The sequence below is a fragment of the Micromonospora sp. ABR4_055 genome (assembly GCF_056160425.1).
Genome location: NZ_JBSWXD010000003.1, coordinates 116,985 through 132,122 on the forward strand (window position 1 = coordinate 116,985; position 15,138 = coordinate 132,122).

Consider the following 15,138-nt stretch of genomic DNA (forward strand, 5'->3'; position numbering starts at 1 on the left):
ACATCCCAAGATCAGGTGAGCGCTATGGACCTCTCAACAGCGGGGTGAGGTCCATAGCGCTCACCTGATCTTGATACGGTCAGCTTGCGGAGCCGGCCCGCTTGGCCAGGTCGACGAACCCACGCCAGGCCGCCGGCACGAAGGCCAGCGTTCCGCCGTCGCGGTCCTTCGTGTCCCGGACGTACACCCGACCCGGCTGGTTATCGGCCACCTCCACGCAGGACCCGCCGTTAGTGCCGCTCCGGGTGCTCTTTCGCCAGTTCAATTCGGTGCTCATGGTCATCGACCACCCTCATCATCAGGTCACGGGACAGGTCACACGGTAGCGCCCGTGCGGACACCAACTCCCATGCTCGCTGCACGTTGCGTACGGTCGCAAGCCCGGTGACCACCTCTCCCTCGTCGACGCTGTCCCGGTAGACGACGGTTGCTCCCTCGATCAGGGTGGCGATCTCGAACGCGCCGGTCAGCGCGGGATGCGGCCCTGCCGAGAACGGCACCACCCGCACCACGACGTTGGGGAGGAATCCCACCCCGACCAGGTGATCCAGCTGCTCTTTCATGATCACCGAGTCACCGATCCGCAGCGCCGCCTCGCCGATGATCGCGTGCAACAGCAACGGATCCTCGCGACCCAGGGTCGCCGCCTGCCGCGCCATCCGTTCCCGGGTAATCTCCTCGACCTGGACCTCGGTGTGCGGCCCGGCCGCGATCACCGACCGGGCGTACGCCTCGGTCTGCAGCAGCCCGGGGACGAGATTGGCATGGCAGGTACGCATGATGGCCGCTCGGCGCTCGTTCTCCACCCAGGACCGTAGCCAGGGCGCGACCGCCTCACCGCGTGCCCGCTCGGCAAGCTCCTGCAGCTCGGGCCCCGCCTTGAGCACAGCGACCAGGCCAGCCAGCACGTCGTCGGGTGGGATCGGCCGCCCTGACTCGTAGTTCCCGATCTGGGAACCACTGATGTGCACCTCCGCACCGAGCGCATCCTGAGACATCCCGAGCTGCATTCGCATTTGCTTCAGCACTTGTCGAAATTCATTCGGATCGCTCAACGTGTCACCTCACAGATTCAAGAAGCGAAACTCACGCCCCCGATCCTCCGGCATCGGCGCGTCACAGTCCAGGGTGGAAGTCGACAACTCGACAGCACCCGCCCGACCACTTCTCAATTGATCATGACCAGTGTCATGAAACGGCGGAATCGGCGGAGAATCGCGCTCGACCGCAAGCAGATTCGGCCAGGTGGACCTGGCTCGCTATCGATCTTTCCGTGCGATGCCCGAAGGCCTGCTCCGCGCGCCGCTCCTGGCCCTGCCGCCCTGTATCGGCACCTGCTGGGTGCCGGTTGCTGCCTGCTCGGGCCCCGCCGGTCCCGGCTGCCGGCCGGCTGACGCGCGTTGTCGGCCGGCCGGGCGCCAGGTCCGGCCGTTGGCGTAGACGATCCGGAAGCCCAGGTACGCCGCCAGTGGCGCCCAGTGCGACGAGCCCATCCGCAGCTCGGCGGCGTTGTTGTAGACCCCGTTGGCGAGCACGTCGAGCAGCACCGTCTCGAACGCCGCCGACTCCACCCAGTCGACCTCCCGGGTGTAGCCGCAGATCAGCGAGGCCCCGGTGGTGGCGAGGAACTCGCGCATCCGGGCGTCGGAGGCGCGCAGCACCGAACAGCTGCCGAAGTACAGCCGCTTGCCGGCGCACCGGCCGGCCATCTGCTCGGCCACGTCGTCCAGGTCGACGTGGTGCCGTTCGGTCAGGCACAGTTTGGTCGGCTCGCCGTGCATGGCGAAGAAGCCGACCCGGTAGTCGGCGTACTGGCGCAGCAGCCAGCGGTCCAGGAAGTAGGCGAGTTCGTCGGGGGTGGCGGCGTCGCGGTGGATGAACCGGATCCGGCTGAGCCGTTCCAGCAGCTCCAGGGTCGGCAGCACCGAGCCGCGCTCGTTCAGGTCGCGATGCCACTGCCCCTCGATGCAGAAGACACCACCGCGCGCCACGTCGCCTCCCACCGTCGCGGACCACCCGCCGGACCGCCCAAGGTCGCAGCCGGCCGGACTGCCAGGTCCACAGCCGGCCAGACCGCCCGGTTCGCAGCCGGGTCGGGGCCCGCCACCCACCTGTCGGTCCGGTCAGTGACCATACCGCCGGTCAGGCCGGTGGTGTCACCTCGGACCGGGGCACCGCTAGACGGACCACCCCGGCGTCGACCGCCGCCAACTGTTCGACGCTGGCGTAGCCGACACCGCCCGGCAGCGCCGCCGGCTCCGTCGTGCTGATCTTGATGAAGCCGGTACGTAGCAGCCGGGCCGCCACGTCGGGCGCGGTGGCCGGCTCGTCGCCCACCTCCGGGTGGGGCACCTCGTCACCGATCGCGTCCTGCGGATCGACGGCGCCTTCGACCGTCACCGCGTTCGGATCCGCCGGACGGACCAGGGCGACCGTGCCGATCTTCTCGCCCCGTGCGTCGACCACCGGCATGCCGGTGGTGATCCGGTCTGTCACAGATGCGTCAGCCGCGTTCATGGACGTCCGGTTCCCCGTGTCGGCGTGCGACAAACCGTCCGTCGGAGACCTCGCGCCAGGCGCCGGGGCCGTCGATCAGGCGACGGACCGCGTCGTACGCGGACTCCTCGGTGTCGTACTCGGTGAACCGGGACCTGCCCTCGGCGCCGCCGACCCGGGCCTCGACGAACCACCTGTCGGCGTCGGCGCGGAGGAACACGTCCCGCCGGGCCAGCCGTCCCCAACTGCCGTTCCACCAGTGTTTACGCTGCTCCACCCGACGGACCCTATCGAACATCTGTTCGAGAGGATACGGCAGTGGCGGGTGGCCACCGGATCGGGCGACCGACCCGGGCACGGCGGTCAGTCCGTCTCCGGCCGCTGGTAGCAGGTACCGCAGGTGGGGTCGTCGCAGCGGGGTCGGACAAGGGTGGCTACCGCCCGCCCACCAGCGGGCTGGGCGGTCGGTCGGCCAAGGTCGGCGACAGGTCGGGTAGGGGTTGCGCAGTCCTGGGACGTGATCCCGGCTAGCTGCTCCATGCGTCAAGTGTCACGCAGATCACGTCCCGTCGCCGCCACTTTTCAAGTGCTGGGAGTAACAAGGCAACCACGGATAGCTCTTTGAATCACCGGTCGGTGCGGCGGGTCACCAGGGCGTCCCGGATCTCGGTCAGCAACTTGATTTCCTCGCTCGGCGCGGCCGGCGGCGGCTCCTCGCCCCGACGCCGACGCTCCGCGAGCCGGTTCATCGGCATGACGACCAGGAAGTACAGCGCGGCGGCGGTGAGCACGAAGGTGATCACCGCGTTGACGAATGCCGGCCAGTCGAAGACGACGCCACGGACCGTGAACCCAGCACCGCCGATGCCCTCCTCGCCGGTCAGCAGTACGGCCAGCAGCCTGATGAACGGCTCCAGGAACGACTTGGTCAACTGGGTCACCACGGCGGTGAACGCCGCACCGATGACGATGCCGACCGCCAGGTCGACAACGTTCCCGCGCAGGATGAAATTCTTGAAGCCGTTGATCATGAGGGGCACTCCCGGCAGCTGAGCGGAATATCGGTCGACAACCTACCGCGACGATCTGCCCGCCCCGCCGGCGCACGCCCCGCTGCCCGACCCCGGCCACGGGGTGGAATGCCTGGTGACCGGCGGTCGTTGTGCATGGTCCGCCCCCGCACCACCTGGAACGGCGATCCCCCGGCACGGAGAGGTGGACCCCCCATGAACACGATCATCACCGGTACCCTCCGCGACAAGCTGCGGAACACCGCCCTCGGCATCGCCGGGCTGGCCATGGCCGGCGGCGCGATCGCCGCCCCCGCTCTGGCCGCCCAGCACACCCCCGGCGTCCGGGCTGCCACCACGGACACCGCCGTCACCACGAGTGACACCGGCGCCACCAGCGACCGCGTCGCCACCAGCGACCGCGTCGACACCGGCGACCGCGTCGACACCGGCAAGTTGACCCCGCACGGCGTGCAGGGCGAACAGTCCCGCATCACCCTGTCCGGCGAGCAGACCGACAACGTCAAGGGCATCATCGCCGCCACGAAGAAGGCCGGCATGGACGAGCGGGCCGCCGTGGTCGCCATCGCCACCGCCCTGCAGGAGTCCAAGCTGGAGAACCTCGGCCACCTCGGTGACCGCAACGACCACGACTCGCAGGGCCTGTTCCAGCAGCGCCCGTCGTCGGGTTGGGGCACCGTCGAGCAGATCACCGACGTCGAGTACTCCACCACCGCGTTCCTGAACGGGCTCAGGGCCGTCGACGGCTGGCAGGACATGCCGCTGACCGAGGCCGCCCAGACCGTCCAGGTGTCGGCGTTCCCGTTCCACTACGCGCAGTGGGAGACCCAGGCCGCCGAGCTAGTCGCCCAGCACTGGAACAGCTGACCCACCGCACCGATCCGCAGCAGCACCGAAGCAGCGCGCCACTACCGCGCAACGCCGCTGGTCAGTACGAGGGCCGGGCCCCGCCCCCCGGGGTCCGGCCCTCGGGGCGTGAGCGTCGCGGGGTCAGTCTTGCGTGAGCGTCGCGAGTCAGTCGGTGCCGAGGTAGGCGGCCGCCTCGCTGGCCGCCCGCTCCGGGTCACCGTCGCGGATCGCCGCAACCAGCCGGGCGTGGTCGACGTGCCGGTCCGGGTGCAGGTCCGGGCCGACCGCCTCGGCGACGGTGGCCCGCATCGCAGCGCCGATCGAGTCGTACAGCTCGGACAGCATCACGTTGTGCGAGGCGGCCATGATCGCCCGGTGCAGCGTCAGGTCCGCGTCGACGAACCGGGCCAGGTCGCCCCCGCGCCAGGCCGCCTCGCGGTCGGCCAGCGCTGCGTCCAGCGACGCCACGTCCGACGGGGTACGCCGCTGCGCCGCCAGCCGGGCCGCCTCGACCTCGAACGCCCGGCGGACCTCCACGGTCTCCCGCCACTCGGCGGAGGCACAGCGGCGGGCCACCGCACCGGCCAACTCGTCGGTGGAGATCACATAGGTGCCGGAGCCTTGTCGGCACTCCAGCACGCCGGCGTGCACCAACGCGCGTACCGCCTCCCGGACCGTGTTGCGCCCGACGCCGAGCGCCTCGGCCAGCCGTGGTTCGGTCGGGATCCGGGTGCCGAGCGGCCAGTCGCCGGCGGCGATCTGCTCGCGCAACGAGTCGATCGCCTGGCGGACCAGAGTCTGCCGGGACCTGCGGGAAGTGCCGGACCGGCCGGCAGGTGCCGACGGGGAAGCTGCCGAGGGTGTCATCCGTTACATCACCCGACCATAAATCATCCCATGATTTTAGGATGGTCGACATGACTCCGCCAACCGCCCTCACCGGCCGCCCGGCTACCCGGACCGCACCGGGGTCGACCATGCCGAGGCAGACCTCATCGGGGCGGGCCGTGTCGGGGCCAAGCACGACTGGGCCAACCACGACTGGGCGGATCCAGCCGGTGCCGGCCACTGCACCGGCCGGGACGGCGACCACCGGGGCCGCCCGGCGTGGCACAGTCGTGGTGCTGATCGCGATGATCCTCGTCGCGCTCAACCTGCGGCTCGCGATCACCAGCCTCGGCCCGCTGCTGGACGAGGTCCGTACCGGCCTGGCACTGTCCGGCCTGCTGGCCGGCGTGGTGACCATGCTGCCGGCGTTGGCCTTCGCCTCGGTCGGCGCGTTCACCCCGTGGCTGGTCCGCCGATTCTCGCCACCGCGGCTGCTGGTGGCCTCGATGGCGGCGCTCGCCACCGGTCAACTGCTCCGGGTCACCATCAGCTCCGCCTGGTTGTTCGTGGCGACCAGCGCCCTGGCCCTGGCCGGAATCGCGGTGGCGAACGTGCTGCTGCCGATGCTGGTCCGGCAATACTTCCCGCACCGGGCCGGCCTGGTCACCGGCGCGTACATGATGTCGTTGACGATCGGTGCGTCGGTGTCGGCCGGTACCGCGGTCCCGATCGCCCACGCGGCCGGCAGCTGGCGGGCCGGGCTCGGCTTCTGGGCGCTGATCGCCGTCGCCGCCGCAGCGTTCTGGGTGCCGGTCGCCTGGCGGGACCGACGACGCCCGGCGACCGGCACGCCCGGCACCGTCGGCGAGCGACCGGCGAGCGGCACCGTCGGCGAGCGACCGCTGGCACGGCCGGGCGCGACGGCCGTGATCCGACCGGGCCGGACCCGGCTCGGTTGGCTGATGGCCGGCTTCTTCGGCGCACAGTCGTTCGGCGCGTACGCCCAGATGGGTTGGCTGGCGCAGGTGTTTCGCGACGCCGGTTTCCGACCGGAGACCGCCGGGCTGCTGCTGGCCGGGGTCACTGCGGTCGCTGTGCCGATCGCGCTGCTGATGCCGACGCTGGCCACCCGGATGTCGAGCCTGCGGCCGCTTGTGCTCGGCACCACCGTGGCGTCCGCACTCAGCTACGCGGGGCTGCTCTGGCTGCCGTACCAGGGTGCCCTGGTGTGGATGGTGCTGCTCGCGCTCGGTCAGGGCACCTTCCCGCTGGCGCTGGCGATGGTCGGGCTCCGGGCGCGGACCGGGGCCGGCGTGGTGTCGTTGTCGGCGTTCACCCAGAGCACCGGTTACCTGATCGCCGCGCTCGGCCCGCTCTCGGTCGGTCTGCTGTACGAGCAGACCGGCGGCTGGTTGGTGCCGATCGCGCTGCTCGGTGTGGCGCTGCTGGTGCAGACCGGTACGGGCTGGGCGATCGCCCGGCCCCGCTGGATCGAGGACGAGGCGGGCACCGCCTCGGTCAGTCGGCCGCAGCCGGCTGTGGCGCCGAGACCGCTTCGTCGACGCTCGGGAAGGTCTGCAGGACCTCGACCAGGCCGCTGACCTCCAGGATGCGCAGCACCCCGCGCTGCGGCGCGGCGAGCCGGACGACGCCGCCGGCCTCGTCGCACCCGTTCTTCGCCCGGACGAAGACCGACAGACCGGTGGAGTCGCAGAACGACACGTCGGCCAGATCGAAGACCAGCCGACTGCGACCTTTGTCCAGTAGATCCGTTATCTGGTCCTGGAGCTGGGGTGCGGTGGCCATGTCCAACTCACCACCGACCGACACGACGACGACGTCGCCACGCTGCTCCGTCTGCACCGTCAGGGACATTCGAGACCTCCAGCCATTCCGCTCGAACGGTACTCCACTTGCTGTCGTCCGCGCAGGACCGGGAGTTCCTTGCTCAGCAACCATAATCCCAGGCCGTCGGGAACCCGCCGCGACCGACGTCATCGCGGCGACGGCGGGTCCCGTCCGCCGGCCGGGTCAGCCGGCCAGCCCCACCCGGTCCAGGATCCAGGCCGTGACGAAGGCCTCCTCGTGCCAGGCGTCGTAGCGCCCGCTCGGGCCGCCGTGACCGGCACCCATCTCCGTCTTCAGCAGGTACGACCCGCCGGGAGCCACCGCGCGCAGTTTCGCCACCCACTTCGCCGGCTCGTGGTAGAAGACCCGGGTGTCGTTGAGGCTGGTCACGGCCAGGATCGGCGGGTAGTCGACGGCGGCGACGTTCTCGTACGGGGTGTACGAGCGCATGTACGCGTACACGTCGGGGTCCTCCAGAGGGTTGCCCCATTCCTCCCACTCGGTGACCGTCAACGGCAGCGTCGGGTCGAGGATCGTGTTCAGCGCGTCCACGAACGGCACCTGCGCCACGATCCCGCCGAACGCGTCCGGGGCGAGGTTGACCACCGCGCCCATCAGCAGCCCGCCGGCTGAACCGCCCCGGGCGATCAGCCGGTCCGAGGTGGTCCAGCCCGCCTTCACCAGATGTCGGGCGCAGGCCACGAAGTCGGTGAACGAGTTCTTCTTGGCCATCATCTTGCCGTCGTCGTACCAACGCCGGCCCAGCTCACCGCCGCCCCGCACGTGCGCCACGGCGAACACCACGCCACGGTCCAGCAACGACAGCCGGGGCACCGAGAACCACGGGTCCATGCTGATCTCATACGACCCGTACCCGTAGATCACGCACGGCGCGGAACCGTCCCGGGGAGTCCCGGCGCGGCACACCACCGAGATCGGCACCCGGGTGCCGTCGTCGGCGACCGCCCACTCCCGGTGCTGCTCGTAGCCGGCCGGGTCGTAGCCGCCGAGCACCGGCTTGCGCTTGCGCAGCGCCAGGTCACGGGTGACCAGGTCGTAGTCGTAGATGGAGTCGGGGGTGATCAGCGAGGTGTACCGGATCCGCAGGCTGGTGGTGGTGTACTCGGGGTTGGCGTCCAGCCCGACGCTGTAGATCGGTTCGGGGAACTCGATGTCGAAGGTGTCGGTACTGCCGACCGGGAGCACCCGCAGCCCGGTCAGTCCGTCAGTACGCAGCGACACCACCAGGTGGTTGGCGAACGCGTCCACCGATTCGAGCCGGGTGCCGGGGGTGTGCCCGATCAGCGGCACCCAGTCGCCGGGGGCGTCCACAGAGGTGTACGCGAGGGCGAAGTCCTCCGCGCCGTCGTTGTGCAGGATCAGGAACCGGTGCCCATGGTGCTCGACCGAGTAGTCCACCCCCTGCCGGCGCGGGGCGATGACCACAGGCTCGGCGGTCGGGTCGGTGGCCGGCAGTGCCCGTACCTCGCTGGTGGTCTTGCTGTGCGCGTCGATCAGGATGAACCGCTCGGAGCGGGTCAGCTCGACGCCGACCCAGAACCGCTCGTCGTCCTCCTGGTGGACGATGACGTCGCGGTCCGCGCCGGTGCCGATCTGGTGGCGCCAGACCCGGTACGGCCGCCACGCGTCGTCCACGGTCAGGTAGAACAGCGCGCTGCCGTCGGCCGACCAGGCGGTGCCGTAAAAGGTCGACGGCACCTCGTCGGGCAGCACCTCGCCGGTGGCCAGGTCCTTGATCCGCAGGGTGAAGCGCTCGTCGCCGGAGAAGTCGGTGGAGTACGCCAGCCAGCGGCCGTCCGGGCTGACGTCGAAGGTGCCCATCGCGAAGAAGTCATGCCCCTCGGCGAGGGCGTTGCCGTCGAGCAGAATCTCCTCGCCGTCGATCGACACGCCGTCGACAGTGGCCGGCGGGGCCGAATCGCCGGGCCGGACGGCAAGCCGGCAGTGGATGCCGTACTGCTGGCCTTCGACGGTCCGGGTGTAGTACCAGTAGTCGCCCTTGCGGGTCGGTACCGACAGGTCGGTCTCCTGAGTACGCCGCTTCGTCTCGCCGAACAGTGTTTCGCGCAGCGCGGCGAGGTGTGCCGTGGCACCCTCGGTGTAGGCGTTCTCCGCCTGCAGGTAGGCGATCGTGTCCGGGTCGTCCTTGGCGGCGAGCCAGGCGTAGTCGTCGACGACCGTGTCGCCGTGGTGGACGCGCTCGGTCGGGACACGCTTGGCGGTCGGCGGAACCGGTGTCTGGGTCGTCACCCGGCCACGGTACCGCCCGGAGCGGGCCGCCCGGTCGCGGCGGCACGCCGCACGGCCAATCCGGATCGATTAGAACACGTGTACGATCAGCGCGGGGGGTGACTCGACGGTGATTCAGGACGTGGCCGCTCGACTGGCTGAGATCTGTGGTGCCGCGCACGTGCGCGACGCCGGCCCGGACGACGAGGTGGCGGCCGCCGCTCCGCGTTGGGTGGCGGCACCGGGCACGGCCTCGGCGACCGCCGAGGTGCTGCGCCTGTGCGCCGACCGGGATCTGACCCTGATCCCCCGCGGCTCCGGCAGCAAACTGGACTGGTGGACTCCACCGTCCCAGGTGGACATCGTGCTGGACACCTCCCGGCTGGCCGGCGTCTGGCACCGCCCGCCAGGATCACGCACCGTCCGGGTCGGCGCGGGCACCCCGCTGCACACCGCCCAGCAGGCCGTCGGCCGGGCCGGCTGGCGGATGCCGCTGGACCCGCCCTCCGCGTCGGCGACGGTCGGCGGGATCGTCGCCACCGACGAGACCGGACCATTGAGCCACCGGCACGGTCCGCCGTGCCGGCACGTCACCGGGGTCGACTACGTCGACGCCGCCGGGCGGCTGGTCCGGGCGGCGTCGGAGACTGACGACGCCGGTGACGAACCGCCCCAGCTGCTCTGCGGTTCGCAGGGGGCCCTGGCGGTGCTGGTCGCCGCGACGGTCCGGCTGCAGCCGGTGCCGGCCGACCGACGCTGGGTGCGACGTACCGTGCACACCCCGCTGGAGGTACGCGACCTGGTCGGCGAGCTGACCGTCGACGGGCTGCACCCGGTGGCGGTCGAGCTGGACCTGCCGGCACACGCCGCGCGCACCGTCCGGCCGTCCCAGGTGCCGCCCGGTGGGCAGCTCGCGGTGCTGTTCGAGGGCGAGCCGGGTCTGAACCGGCAACGCGCCGGCCGGGCGGCGGCACTGCTCGGCGGGGACGCCGTCGACACCGCCCGACCGCCGGTCTGGTGGCGGCGTTACCCGTTTACCGCCAGCGACATCGCTCTGCGGCTCGACGTACCGGCCGCGCACCTGCACGCCGCGATCTACGCGGTGCGCGACGCGGTCGGCGCACCCATCGGTGTTCGCGGTTCGGTCGGCACCGGCCTGGTGCACGCCGTACTTCCCGGGTCGACCACGCCGGAGCGGGTCGCCGAGACCCTGGCGACGGTTCGGTCGGTGCTGCTGGCGCGCAGCGGCAGCTGCGTGGTGCTGACCGCGCCCGCCGAGGTCCGACAGGCCGTCGACATCTGGGGCCACCGGCCGGGCCTGCCCCGGCTACTTGAGCTCAAGCAACGGTTCGACCCGCAGCACCGGCTGGCGCCCGGCCGGTTCACCGGCGGGTCGTGACCGGGTCACCCGGTCAGTCGGTCACGCGCTGGTCTGGGTGGGCGGCGAAGGCCGGCCGGGCCGGCCTTCGTCGCCGGCTCGTTGCGTACCACCAGGATCGCGATGTCGTCGCGAGGTGCCTCGACCGAGAAGTCCAGCGTCGTGGTGCGCAGCCGGGCCGCCACCACGTCGGCGGAGAAGCCGGCCAGCGGTGCCGCGGCACGGCGCAGCCGCTCGGCGCCGAACAGCTCCCGCCCGTTGCGCCGCTCGGTGATCCCGTCGGTGTAGAAGACCAGCGAGTCGCCGGGTGCCAAACTGAGATCCACCGACGGCGCGACGATCTCCTCCAGCAGCCCGAGCGCCGTGCCGCCGGCACCGACGAACCGGGCCTGCCCGTACCCGCTGATCAGCACCGGCCGGTCGTGGCCGGCCAGGTGCAGCCGGACGTCCAGCTGGTGGTCGGCGGTCACCGTCACGGCGGCCATCGCGAGGGTGCAGTAGCGGCCGCCGCCCCGCTCGACGAGCGTGTCGTTGAGCCGGGCCAGCACCTCCGGCAACGCCTTTCCGTCGCGTACCAGCACCCGGATGACGTCCCGGACCAGGCCGGTGACGGTGGCGGCCTGCACCCCCTTGCCGGACACGTCGCCGACCACCACCAGCCAGCGGCCCTCCGACAGCGGCACCACGTCGTAGAAATCCCCGCCGACCTCGACCGCGTCGCCGCTGGGCACGTACTCGGCGGCCAGCCCGATCCCGCCGATGGTGGGCAGTCCCGGCGGCAGCAGCGACTGTTGCAGGGTGTGCGCGACCCGCCTGCGTTCCTGATGAATCCGGGCGTTGTCGATGGCCAGCGCGGCCCGCCGGGCGACGTCTTCCAGGACCGACACCTCGTCCGGGTCGTGTCGGTGCCGTTGGTGCCGGCCGACCGCGAGGGTGCCGAGCCGCTGACCCCGGGCCACCAGCGGTACGGCGAAGCCCTCCATCGGCGCGCCGAGCGGCACCTGTGATCCGCTGCGCGACGCCTCCCGCAGCCGGGCCAGCACCGAGTCGGGGCCGGACTCGCGCAGCGTGGCGTGCAGCGCGGGCAGGACCGTCTCGTCGGTGTGGCTCGCGGCGGCCAGCTGCAGCTGGCCCCACTCGTCCGCGGTGTGCACCGCGCACCACCGGCCGAGCCGGGGCACCACCAGCTGCGGGATCAGCGCCATCGTCAGGTCGACGTCGAGTGACTGGGCGAGCAGTTCACTCGCTTCGGCCAGGAAGGTCAGCCAGGTCTGCCGGCGCAGGTCGGCGCGGCGCAGCCGGTCGTTCTCCAGGTGCAGCGAAAGCCGCTCGGCGACAAGCGCGGCCAGTGGCCGGGCGTAGTCCGACGGCGCGGCGTCGAGTTCGAGTTCCCCGGAGTACGGCCGGTGCACGGTCAGCGGTACGCGCAGCAGTTCACCGGAGCGTGGCTGCCGGCCGTACCGCGCCAGGATCTGGACCCCGTTGCCGTCGCCACGGTCCAGCCGGACGGTGCCACCGGCCGCGCCGACCAGGTCCGCGACCCGGGCGAGCAGGCTGCCGGCCAGGTCCGCGAGCGGATCGTCGGCATGCGGTTCCGGCCCGGCCTGCATCAGCGCGGCGAGTGTCCCGGCGCTGGGCGCGGCCGGCGGCCGGGTGTGGTGATCATCGTCGGCGGCGGGTGCCAGCCGGGTGCCGGCCGGCACCGGCGGAAACCAGTCGTCCGGTGCCGGTGGGGTGCCGTGCCGGTCGAGCCGGAACCAGACCCCCTTGCCGGTGCGCAGGTGGGTGGTGCCCCACCGGCTGGCGAAGTGGTCGACGAGGAGCAGGCCCCGGCCCCGCTCGGACACCTCGGAGATGTTCTGCCGCTCGTTGCGGGGCAGCGCGGCGACGTTCTCGATCGGGCCGGCGGCGAAGTCGGTGACCGTGACGGTCAGCCCGACCGGGTCGGCCACCACCTCGATGATCAGCTCGGTGCCGGCGTGCACGACCGCGTTGGTGGACAGCTCGGTGGTGAGCAGCAGCGCCTCGTTGATCAGTTCATCCAGGGCAGCTTCGGACAGTACCGACCTGACCACCGCACGTGCGGTGGCCGGGGTCCGTCGGTCGGCCGGCAGGCGAACCCGCCGGACATGCTCACTCCCGGTGCCGGTGGCGGAACGCTCGGCCCTAGCTGTCACCTGCCGGTTCCTCCGATCCCCTGACAGATTGGTGCGGGCATGCGCCTCGCATCTGCCACGGTAGTCGAGCAATGATGAGGTCAGCCCACTCCCAGAGCTGAGCGAGGAGTTATGACCAGCGCGAAACAGCTGTCCTCCGACCAACGGCCGGCGATCGACGAGACCGCGCTGCTGACCGAGCTCGCCGAGGCGCTGCGCCGGGTGGGGCAGGGGGATCTGAAGGTACGGCTGCCCCGCCGGGTCGGGGTGGCCGGCGAGGTCGCCGACGCCTTCAACGAGGTGGTCTCGCTGCAGGAACGTCAGCACCTGGACCTGCGCCGGATCAGCCGGATCGTCGGCCGGGACGGCCGGCTCAGCGAACGCCTCGACGAGGAGGGCTTCGGCGGCGCCTGGGCGGACAACCACCAGGCGATCAACGCGCTGATCGACGACCTGGGTCGACCGACTACCGAGATCGCCCGGGTGATCCGGGCGGTCGCCGAAGGTGACCTGTCCCAGCACATGGAGCTGGAGATCGACGGACAGCCGCTGCGCGGCGAGTTCCTGCGGATCGGCCGGACGGTGAACACGATGGTCGGCCAGCTGTCGTCGTTCGCCGACGAGGTCACCCGGGTCGCCCGGGAGGTGGGCACCGAGGGCAAGCTGGGTGGCCAGGCGCGGGTCAAGGGGGTCTCCGGCACCTGGAAGGACCTGACCGACAACGTCAACTCGATGGCCTCCAACCTGACCCACCAGGTCCGGTCGATCTCCCAGGTGGCCACCGCGATGTCGCGGGGCGACCTGTCGCAGAAGATCACCGTGTCGGCCAAGGGTGAGGTCGCCGAGCTCGCCGACACGATCAACATGCTGACCGACACGCTGCGGTTGTTCGCCGAGCAGGTCACCCGGGTCGCCCGCGAGGTCGGTACGGAGGGCAAGCTGGGCGGGCAGGCCCAGGTGCCGAACGTGGCCGGCACCTGGAAGGACCTGACCGACAGCGTCAACTCGATGGCGTCGAACCTGACCGCCCAGGTCCGCAACATCGCCCAGGTCTCCACGGCGGTCGCCAAGGGCGACCTGTCACAGAAGATCACCGTCGCCGCCCAGGGTGAGATTCTCGAACTGAAGTCGACGGTGAACACGATGGTGGATCAGCTGTCGTGGTTCGCCGACGAGGTCACCCGGGTCGCCCGCGAGGTCGGTATCGAGGGCAAGCTGGGCGGGCAGGCCCAGGTCCGCGGGCTCTCCGGGACGTGGCGTGACCTCACGCAGAACGTGAACCAGCTGGCCGGCAACCTGACCAGTCAGGTTCGCAACATCTCCCAGGTCTCCACGGCGGTCGCCAAGGGCGACCTGTCACAGAAGATCACCGTCGACGCACGCGGCGAGATCCTCGAACTCAAATCGACCGTCAACACCATGGTCGACCAACTGTCGCTGTTCGCCGACGAAGTCACCCGCGTCGCCCGCGAAGTCGGCACGGAAGGCAAACTCGGCGGCCAGGCGCAGGTCAAGGGCGTCTCCGGCACCTGGCGCGACCTCACCGACAACGTCAACTCGATGGCCTCCAACCTCACCAGCCAGGTCCGCAACATCGCCTCGGTCACCACCGCCGTCGCCAAGGGCGACCTCTCCCAGAAGATCACCGTCGACGCACGCGGCGAGATCCTCGAACTCAAATCGACCGTCAACACCATGGTCGACCAACTGTCGTCGTTCGCCGACGAAGTCACCCGCGTCGCCCGCGAAGTCGGCACCGAGGGCAAACTCGGCGGCCAGGCCCAGGTGCGCGGGGTGGCCGGGACGTGGCGGGACCTGACCGACAACGTCAACTCGATGGCCTCCAACCTGACCGCCCAGGTCCGCAACATCGCCCAGGTCTCCACGGCGGTCGCCAAGGGCGACCTGTCACAGAAGATCACCGTCGACGCACGCGGCGAGATCCTCGAACTCAAATCGACCGTCAACACCATGGTCGACCAACTGTCGTCGTTCGCCGACGAAGTCACCCGCGTCGCCCGCGAAGTCGGCACCGAGGGCAAACTCGGCGGCCAGGCCCAGGTCAAGGGCGTCTCCGGCACCTGGCGCGACCTCACCGACAACGTCAACTCGATGGCCTCCAACCTCACCAGCCAGGTCCGCAACATCGCCTCGGTCACCACCGCCGTCGCCAAGGGTGACCTCTCCCAGAAGATCACCGTCGACGCACAGGGCGAGATCCTCGAACTCAAATCGACCGTCAACACCATGGTCGACCAACTGTCGTCGTTCGCCGACGAAGTCACCCGCGTCGCCCGCGAAG

General features: G+C 70.8%; 12 protein-coding genes and 2 pseudogenes. 4 read left to right on the forward strand and 10 right to left on the reverse strand.

Features of this window, described 5'->3' with window-relative positions; all coding sequences use genetic code 11:
• Positions 1-79 precede the first annotated feature (79 nt).
• The 6 genes and pseudogenes from ACXAHD_RS02365 to mscL form a co-directional block, all read right to left on the reverse strand.
• Complete coding sequence (locus ACXAHD_RS02365; RefSeq protein ID WP_416591171.1) at positions 80-277, reverse strand: DUF397 domain-containing protein; 198 nt, start codon at positions 275-277, stop codon at positions 80-82.
• Positions 231-1,028 (reverse strand): helix-turn-helix domain-containing protein, encoded by a 798-nt coding sequence (locus ACXAHD_RS02370; protein ID WP_289211516.1) that lies wholly within the window; start codon positions 1,026-1,028, stop codon positions 231-233. The genes ACXAHD_RS02365 and ACXAHD_RS02370 overlap by 47 nt, the downstream gene beginning before the upstream one ends.
• 327 nt (positions 1,029-1,355) lie before the next feature.
• Positions 1,356-1,991: pseudogene (locus tag ACXAHD_RS02375) on the reverse strand (DUF6642 family protein); the annotation flags it as partial.
• 151 nt (positions 1,992-2,142) lie between these two features.
• Positions 2,143-2,496, reverse strand: a complete 354-nt coding sequence (locus ACXAHD_RS02380) for a hypothetical protein (protein ID WP_281552152.1) — start codon at positions 2,494-2,496, stop codon at positions 2,143-2,145.
• 7 nt (positions 2,497-2,503) lie between these two features.
• Positions 2,504-2,794 carry a hypothetical protein gene (locus ACXAHD_RS02385; RefSeq protein WP_278173204.1) on the reverse strand — a complete coding sequence of 97 codons (291 nt, stop codon included), beginning with the start codon at positions 2,792-2,794 and terminating at the stop codon, positions 2,504-2,506.
• 328 nt (positions 2,795-3,122) lie between these two features.
• On the reverse strand, positions 3,123-3,527 hold the full coding sequence (gene mscL / locus ACXAHD_RS02390) for a large conductance mechanosensitive channel protein MscL (RefSeq protein ID WP_281552153.1): 405 nt from the start codon (positions 3,525-3,527) through the stop codon (positions 3,123-3,125).
• A gap of 195 nt (positions 3,528-3,722) precedes the next feature.
• Between mscL and ACXAHD_RS02395 the strand changes: the two genes are divergently transcribed.
• A complete protein-coding gene (locus tag ACXAHD_RS02395) occupies positions 3,723-4,394 on the forward strand; it encodes a hypothetical protein (RefSeq protein WP_475048275.1) in 672 nt (223 codons plus the stop codon).
• 147 nt (positions 4,395-4,541) lie between these two features.
• Here ACXAHD_RS02395 and ACXAHD_RS02400 read toward each other — a convergent pair whose 3' ends face one another.
• Entirely contained in the window at positions 4,542-5,243 is a 702-nt protein-coding gene (locus ACXAHD_RS02400) for a FadR/GntR family transcriptional regulator (RefSeq protein WP_281552155.1), read from the reverse strand.
• A 110-nt stretch (positions 5,244-5,353) separates the two neighbouring features.
• On the opposite strand from ACXAHD_RS02400, the gene ACXAHD_RS02405 reads away from it, so the two are divergent.
• The gene (locus ACXAHD_RS02405) at positions 5,354-6,805 is read left to right on the forward strand and encodes a CynX/NimT family MFS transporter (RefSeq protein ID WP_475048300.1); all 1,452 of its coding nucleotides are present in this window, start codon (positions 5,354-5,356) and stop codon (positions 6,803-6,805) included.
• Here ACXAHD_RS02405 and ACXAHD_RS02410 read toward each other — a convergent pair.
• On the reverse strand, positions 6,723-7,079 hold the full coding sequence (locus ACXAHD_RS02410; protein WP_281552157.1) for an STAS domain-containing protein: 357 nt from the start codon (positions 7,077-7,079) through the stop codon (positions 6,723-6,725). The two genes, ACXAHD_RS02405 and ACXAHD_RS02410, sit on opposite strands and share 83 nt — an antisense overlap.
• 156 nt (positions 7,080-7,235) lie before the next feature.
• Positions 7,236-9,323 carry a S9 family peptidase gene (locus ACXAHD_RS02415; RefSeq protein WP_281552158.1) on the reverse strand — a complete coding sequence of 696 codons (2,088 nt, stop codon included), beginning with the start codon at positions 9,321-9,323 and terminating at the stop codon, positions 7,236-7,238.
• Between the two features lie 121 nt (positions 9,324-9,444).
• Here ACXAHD_RS02415 and ACXAHD_RS02420 point away from each other — a divergent pair, with 121 nt between their 5' ends.
• Complete coding sequence (locus ACXAHD_RS02420; protein ID WP_475048279.1) at positions 9,445-10,701, forward strand: FAD-binding oxidoreductase; 1,257 nt, start codon at positions 9,445-9,447, stop codon at positions 10,699-10,701.
• A gap of 77 nt (positions 10,702-10,778) precedes the next feature.
• Here the strand turns inward: ACXAHD_RS02420 and ACXAHD_RS02425 are convergent.
• Positions 10,779-12,857, reverse strand: a pseudogene (locus ACXAHD_RS02425) (SpoIIE family protein phosphatase); the annotation flags it as partial.
• A 111-nt stretch (positions 12,858-12,968) separates the two neighbouring features.
• Here ACXAHD_RS02425 and ACXAHD_RS02430 point away from each other — a divergent pair.
• Positions 12,969-15,138 (forward strand): HAMP domain-containing protein (locus ACXAHD_RS02430; RefSeq protein WP_475048282.1); only part of this gene is annotated, 2,170 nt, incomplete at its 3' end.

Excerpts from the sequence above, each read along its gene's own strand:
- ACXAHD_RS02365 (WP_416591171.1), bottom strand. The coding sequence starts at position 277 with ATGAGCACCGAATTGAACTGGCGAAAGAGCACCCGGAGCGGCACTAAC.
- ACXAHD_RS02385 (WP_278173204.1), bottom strand. The coding sequence starts at position 2,794 with ATGTTCGATAGGGTCCGTCGGGTGGAGCAGCGTAAACACTGGTGGAAC.
- mscL (WP_281552153.1), bottom strand. The coding sequence starts at position 3,527 with ATGATCAACGGCTTCAAGAATTTCATCCTGCGCGGGAACGTTGTCGAC.
- ACXAHD_RS02395 (WP_475048275.1), top strand. The coding sequence starts at position 3,723 with ATGAACACGATCATCACCGGTACCCTCCGCGACAAGCTGCGGAACACC.
- ACXAHD_RS02400 (WP_281552155.1), bottom strand. The coding sequence starts at position 5,243 with ATGACACCCTCGGCAGCTTCCCCGTCGGCACCTGCCGGCCGGTCCGGC.
- ACXAHD_RS02405 (WP_475048300.1), top strand. The coding sequence starts at position 5,354 with ATGCCGAGGCAGACCTCATCGGGGCGGGCCGTGTCGGGGCCAAGCACG.
- ACXAHD_RS02410 (WP_281552157.1), bottom strand. The coding sequence starts at position 7,079 with ATGTCCCTGACGGTGCAGACGGAGCAGCGTGGCGACGTCGTCGTCGTG.